Annotated in this window: 6 protein-coding genes and 1 pseudogene; 3 read left to right on the top strand and 4 right to left on the bottom strand. The window is 67.9% G+C overall.

Features of this window, described 5'->3' with window-relative positions; genetic code table 11:
* Nucleotides 1–194: hypothetical protein (locus GJ632_RS18420; RefSeq protein WP_191453708.1), on the bottom strand; the 194-nt coding region annotated here is incomplete at its 3' end.
* Between the two features lie 52 nt (nt 195–246).
* On the opposite strand from GJ632_RS18420, the gene GJ632_RS18415 reads away from it, so the two are divergent.
* Entirely contained in the window at nt 247–657 is a 411-nt protein-coding gene (locus tag GJ632_RS18415) for a DUF4112 domain-containing protein (protein WP_231751671.1), read from the top strand.
* A 213-nt stretch (nt 658–870) separates the two neighbouring features.
* On the opposite strand, the gene GJ632_RS18410 is transcribed toward GJ632_RS18415, so the two are convergent.
* Together GJ632_RS18410 and GJ632_RS18405 are read right to left on the bottom strand one after the other, a co-directional pair.
* Nucleotides 871–1,668: an RIO1 family regulatory kinase/ATPase gene (locus tag GJ632_RS18410; RefSeq protein ID WP_089806163.1), complete on the bottom strand. Its 798-nt coding sequence runs from the start codon at nt 1,666–1,668 to the stop codon at nt 871–873.
* Between the two features lie 84 nt (nt 1,669–1,752).
* Entirely contained in the window at nt 1,753–2,187 is a 435-nt protein-coding gene (locus tag GJ632_RS18405; RefSeq protein WP_191453707.1) for a universal stress protein, read from the bottom strand.
* Nucleotides 2,188–2,299: 112 nt separating this feature from the next.
* On the opposite strand from GJ632_RS18405, the pseudogene GJ632_RS18400 reads away from it, so the two are divergent.
* Nucleotides 2,300–3,439: pseudogene (locus GJ632_RS18400) on the top strand (acyl-CoA dehydrogenase family protein).
* On the opposite strand, the gene GJ632_RS18395 reads toward GJ632_RS18400, so the two are convergent.
* Nucleotides 3,434–3,910 carry a hypothetical protein gene (locus GJ632_RS18395; RefSeq protein ID WP_191453706.1) on the bottom strand — a complete coding sequence of 159 codons (477 nt, stop codon included), beginning with the start codon at nt 3,908–3,910 and terminating at the stop codon, nt 3,434–3,436. The pseudogene GJ632_RS18400 and the gene GJ632_RS18395 overlap by 6 nt on opposite strands.
* A gap of 272 nt (nt 3,911–4,182) precedes the next feature.
* Between GJ632_RS18395 and GJ632_RS18390 the strand changes: the two genes are divergently transcribed.
* Nucleotides 4,183–6,318 (top strand): histidine kinase N-terminal 7TM domain-containing protein (locus tag GJ632_RS18390; RefSeq protein ID WP_191453705.1); only part of this gene is annotated, 2,136 nt, incomplete at its 3' end.

The raw sequence follows: 6,318 nt of genomic DNA, 5'->3' as shown, positions 1-6,318 counted from the left end.
GACGACGACTCGGCCGCGGCGAGGAGGACGGCGATCGTCACCGCTCCGAGGAGGGCCAATCGGACGGACTGCATGCGGGGATGCTCTCGATACAGCAGCAAATATCCACCGCCGGCGGCGGGGCAGATGCGGCCCGCCGCTTCAGTCCGTCGCCGCCGCGCATCGCGGAGTTTTTTTTTTTTCACTAGCTCCATCGTTGTATATACGGCCACCAAAGTCACGAGTGGTGGGGTCGTAGTGAGTAGTATGTCAGAGTCAGTAGTCTCTCTCGACGACGCGATGGACGAAGAGCTAGACGTCTCCACGGACGAACTCACCGCACAGGAGGAGAGCGCGCTCCGTCGAGTTCGCTTCCTCGCGGACCTGATGGACGAGGCGGTGACGATTCCCGGCACGAACAAGGGAATCGGCCTCGACTCCCTCGTCGGTCTCCTCCCGGTGTCGGGTGACCTCGTGACCGGCGCCGTCTCGCTCTACACCGTCGCGGAGGCGGCGCGCGCCGGTGCCGACAAGGGCGTCATCGCGAAGATGCTGTTCAACATCGTCGTCGACGTCGGCGTCGGTTCGATTCCGGTGCTGGGCGACGTCTTCGACGTCTTCTGGAAGTCGAACGTCAAGAACGCGGACCTCTTCGAGAAGCACCTCACGGGTCAGTAACGCGGCTCACAGCGCGTCGTCGAGCCAGTCGTAGACGACGCCGTGCGCCAGCGAGAGGTTACCGAGTTGGCAGTGGTCGGCCGCGCCCTCTCCTTCGGTGAACACGCGGAGCGTCGCGTCGCCGCGCGGAGCGTCTGGTAGTCGAACGTGCGGTCGTCGAAGCGGAGGCGCATAGGAGAGGATGGCGACGCCGGGAGAAAACGGCTCCTGCGGTCAGGACGCTCGGTGCCCGATGACGCCCTTCAGCGCGGCGGCGTCGAAGTCGTGGTCGGGACGGATGTTGACGAAGTCGAGGAAGTCGAGGGCGTCGAGGAGGGCCGTCGCCTCGTAGGACTCCAGGGCGGCGTCGACGGTGGCCTTCGCGCCGATGAGCGGTTCGATAGCCGCGATGGCGCACGCGAGGTCGTACGACTTCGCGTCGGCCGCCCCCTCCTCGCTCACGTTCGTCGCGTCGATGAAGTACACCTCGTCGTCGACGATGAGAACGTTCTCCGCGCGCAAGTCGCCGTGGACGAGGTTGTGGTCGTGCATCGTTCGGAGCGAGGCGAACACCGCGGGCGCGAGTCGGGCCTCGGTCTCACGGCCGAGTTCGTCCAGCGTCCGGAAGTCGTCGAGGTACTCGAGGACGAGGACGCCGAGACCCTGCACCTCGAACGCCTCGACGGGTTCGGGCGCGTTCAGCCCGATGTCGCGCATCCGGCGCGTCGCCTCCAGTTCGTGCTCGGCCATCTCCAACGGCGTCCCGAAGTGTTCGAAGAAGCCCTCGGTGCCCGAAGAGAACGCGCCGAGGTTCCGGCCGGTGGTGAAGAGCGCGTGGACCAGCGAGTTCTGCCGCGAGACGACCTTCACGAACCACTCGTCGTCGACGACCATCGGCGTCGAGAGCCAGTTGTCGGCCTCCAGAAAGCGGACGTGCAACTCCTCGCGTCCGTACCGTTCGCGCAACTCGCGGACGACGGCCTCCAGTCGGGGCCAGTCCACGCGCCCCCTGACGAGGCGGCGGAGTTCCATATCACCGGGTAAGGACCGCCGCAGGTTTAACTGTCCTGTCGGCAGCACGGCGTGCGAATCGCCGGACGGAACCGACGACCCGCGTCAGTCCTCGGCGCGGACGGTCATCACCGGCACGTCGGCGGTGCGGACGATGCGTTCGGCGACGCTCCCGATCAGGTAGCGGTCGATACCGGTCCGACCGTGCGTCCCCATCACGACGAGGTCACAACCCGCCTCGGCGGCGTAGTCGCGTATCTCGTTGCCCGGGATGCCCGTCCTGACGGCCGTCGTCGCCTCGACGCCCGCCGAGCGGATTCCCTCGGCCACCCGTTCGACCACCGCGTCGCCGTGGTCCTGTCCCGCCTCGTGGACCGCCTCGGCGTCGAGTGCCCACTCGCCCTGTCCGCTCACGCGCACGTCGACGACGTAGAGGACGTGTACCTCTGCGTCGTACTTCGAGGCCAGGTCGAGGGCGTGGTCGACCGCCGCTTCGGCGCACTCGCTGCCGTCGGTCGGCACCAGAATTCGCTCGTACATGGGCGGCGATTCGCGTTCCCCCGCCATAATCGCGGCGGAGTCTCGCCCGTCGTCCGGCGGTCCCTCACGGTCGTTCGATTGGTTTATTGGGCCGTCGGCGGAACGGACGGGTATGGACTTCGAGTTACCCTCCGAGCACCGGATGATACGCGACACCGTCCGGGAGTTCTGCGAGGAGGAGATTTCCCCCATCGCACAGGAGATAGAGGACGAACACCGCTTCCCCGAGGAGGTGTTCGACGAACTCGCCGCCCTCGACATGCTCGGCGTCCCCGTCTCCGAGGAGTACGGCGGCCTCGGAGGCGACCAGTTGATGTACGCCCTCGTCACGGAGGAACTGGGCCGCGTCTCCGGCGGCATCGGGCTCTCGTACGCCGCCCACGTCTCGCTGGCGTCGAAGCCCATCGAGATGTTCGGCACCGAAGAACAGAAAGAGCGGTGGCTCCGCCCCCTCGCCGAGGGCGAGCACATGGGCGCGTGGGCACTCACCGAACCCGGGTCGGGGTCGGACGCCAGCGACATGGACACGACCGCGGAGAAGGACGGCGACGAGTGGGTGTTGAACGGCACGAAGCAGTTCATCACGAACGCGAACGTCGCCGGGTCGGTCCTCGTGAAGGCCGTCACCGCCCCCGGCGAGGGCTACGACGGCATCTCGACGTTCATCGTGGACCCGCGGAACGACGACGGGTTCGAGGTGACCTCCGTGTGGGACAAGATGGGCCTGAACTGCTCGCCCACCTGCGAACTCGCGTTCGACGACGTCCGCCTCCCCGAGGACCGCCTGCTCGGCGAGGAGGGCGAGGGCTGGACGCAGACGAAGAAGACGCTGGACGGCGGACGCATCTCCATCGCCGCCCTCTCGACGGGCCTCGCGCAGGGCGCCTACGAGGCGGCGAAGACGTACGCCGGCGACCGAGAGCAGTTCGGCAAGCCCATCTCGAAGTTCGACGCCATCCGCGACAAACTCGTCGACATGCACCGGAAGACCGAACGCGCCCGCCTGCTGACCCACAAGGCGGCGACGCAGTACGACGCCGGCGAGTCCGTGACGCGGGCGCGGCGCTGGCGAAACTCGACGCGTCGGAGACCGCCCGCGAAGTCGCCGAGGACGCCGTGCAGGTGCTCGGCGGCTACGGCTACACCGAGGACTTCGCCCCAGCGGTTCTACCGCGACGCCAAACTGATGGAGATAGGCGAGGGGACCAGCGAGATACAGCACCTCGTCATCGGTCGGGAACTGGGGCTATAGCGCGAACTCGGACCGCGAGAGGACCACCGACAGCACCTTCTTCGGGTCGTCCTCCGGCGAGACGCGCCGCGCGTACCAGCGGAGCATCGCCGCGCAGACGACGCCGATGTCGTCGCTCTCGAAGCGCGCGTCGAACTCCCCCTCGTCGGTGCGCGCCGCGACGTCGAGGAAGTACTCCGGCGACTCGTCCGTCGCGTCGGCCTTCGCCGACTCGGCCGCTACCGAACCGGCCTCGTTCGTCACCGCACCGGGGTCGGCCACCGCGACGCCGCCGTCGGTGTCGAGTTCGCCCGTCGGGCGGGCGGACGGGGCGTCCGGTCGGCCGGCCGCGTCAGAGTCTCCGTCGGGCGTCTTCGCCGCGTCGTCCGGGGGGTCGGTGGCGACGACGTACCGGCCGTCGCCGAGTGCGGTCACGCTCGGGTCTCGCCGGAAGTCCAGTTCCGCCGGCGTGAGGTACGGGCTGTCGTCCATACCGGTGGTAGCCCACCGACCGGTATCGTTATAGACCGCGTGAACCACCGCGTTCGAGCCCTAACGAGTCGTTTCGGCGGTGCGTTCGTCGGTTAGCCTCCGGGTTCCGGGGCCCGACTGACACCCGTTCCCAGTTCTCACCAGTGATAGCCGAGGCCGACATTTTAAGGCCGTGTTTTCCGTCGATATCGTCGAGAACACCGTCCCTCGCGGAACTCCGCTGGCACCGACGAACGACCGAAAGGAGTCACCACCCCGATGCCACAGAACCGATGACCCCACCGAATCCGGCTCTCCTCTTCGTAGCCGGAGCGCTCTGTGCGTCGGTCACCATCGCCGTTCTGCTCCGACACCCGTTCTACTCGCGTCGCGTCCGCCTGCCGTTCTCGATACTGACGCTCTCCTGTGCGGTCTGGGCGACGGCGTACGGCTTCCAGTTGACGGCGGCGTCGCTGGACGGCAAACTGCTCTGGGTCTGGCTGTGGTGGACCGCCGCGGCGTTCACGCCGACGCTCTGGTTCGTGTTCTCGCTCGCGTACGCGGGCGACGACTCGCTCCTCTCGCGTCGAACGCTCGCCGCCCTGTCCGTCGAACCCTCCCTCGCCGCCCTCCTCACGTTCGCCGGCATCACGGGGAGGACCGACCTCTTCGTCGCCGACTTCGGTCTCGTCTCCGCGCCGTCGGCCGCCTCTCTCTCGGTGTCGTACGGTCCGCTGTACGAGGCACACCTCCTCTACGCCGCCGCGCTGTCGGTCACCGGAACCGTCGCGGTGGGGCGGTTGCTCGTCCGCGGCGACGACTCCTATCAGCGCGGCACCGTCGTCGTCCTCGCGGCCGCCTCGATTCCGCTGGCGGCGTTCGCATCGCGCCTCCTCGGACTCTCACAGCGAGCCGACGCCCTGCCCGTCGCGCTCGGACTGGCCGCCCTCGTGGTGCTGTTCGGACTCCGGACGGACGACCTGTTCGACGTCACCCCCGTCGCGCGCGACTACGCCATCTCGGAGATGCGCGACGGCATCGTCGTCCTCGACGACCGGGCGCGCGTCGTCGAGTTGAACCCCGCCGCGCTTCCGCTTTTCACCGTCCCGCAGGAGGAGGTGGTCGGCTCGCACGTCGCCGACGTCAGCCACAACTCGCTCGGGATGTACGCACTGCTCGACGGCGACAGGGACCGTCTCGACCTCACCGTCGAAGTCGAGGAGGGAAGCCGCCACTACGAGGCGACGGCCACCGCACTCGGGAACGGCGAGGGACACGAACGCGGGTGGACGCTCGTCCTCCGGGACACGACCGAACGTCGCCGGACCGAGGCGAAGTTCCGCGCGCTCATCGAGAACTCGCGGGACCTCGTCAGCATCCTCGACCGGGACGGCACGCGCCGGTACACCAGTCCCGCGTCCGAACACGTCCTCGGCATCCCCCGCCACGAGTTCGAGGACAGCAACGCGTTCGACCGGATACACCCGGACGACCGCGAACAGGCCCGGGAACTGTTCGAGGAGATAGAATCCCGCGAGACGGCGCGGACGGAGTTCCGTCACGAACACGCCGACGGGTCGTGGCGGGTGCTCGACACCGTCGCGGTGAACATGCTCGACGACCCGGCCGTCGACGGCGTCGTCGTCAACTCCCGGGACGTGACCAACCGCCGCCGCTACCAGCAACGACTGCGCGTCCTCAACCGCGTCCTCAGACACGACCTGCGGAACGACATGAACGTCATCCTCGGCCACGCCGACCTGTTGGCGGAGACGATCGACGACCCGGCGCGACGGAAGCACGTCGAGACGATTCGGAAGAAGGCGCTGTCGCTCGTCTCGCTGGGCGAACGCGCACGCGAGGTGGACCAGACGCTCCACGGCGAGGACCGCGAACGCCAGCCAGTCGAGGTGACGAGCGTCGTACGCGCGAAAGTCGAGGAACTGCGGGAGACGCACTCCTCGGTCGTCGTCAACACGCACCTCCCGGACGAGCAGTGGGTGCTGGCGACGAACCACGTCGGTACTGCGCTCACGAACGTCGTCGACAACGCCCTCGAACACAACGACCGAATCCTCCCGCGCGTCGGTATCTCCGTCTCCAGACACGCCGGGAGCGACGACGTCGAGATACGCGTCGTCGACAACGGCCCCGGCATCCCCGCCTCGGAACTCGAAGCGCTCGAAGCCGGCATCGAGACGCAACTCCAGCACGCCAGCGGACTGGGGCTCTGGCTGGTGAAGTGGATCCTCAACGGGTCGTACGCGTCCATCGACTTCGAGGAACGCGACGCACGCGGAACGGCCGTCGTCATGCGCTTTCAACCGGCCTCGCCGCCCCGAGCGTCGACCGACTCCGCCGACGGAGACGAAGTGGTCCGCCAAGTGCGCGAGACGGGCGAGGACGACCGGACGGAGACGGGCGACGAC

The sequence above is a fragment of the Halogeometricum sp. CBA1124 genome (assembly GCF_009741955.1).
Lineage (GTDB): Archaea > Halobacteriota > Halobacteria > Halobacteriales > Haloferacaceae > Halogeometricum > Halogeometricum rufum.
This window is presented reverse-complemented; position numbering and strand designations above follow the sequence as displayed.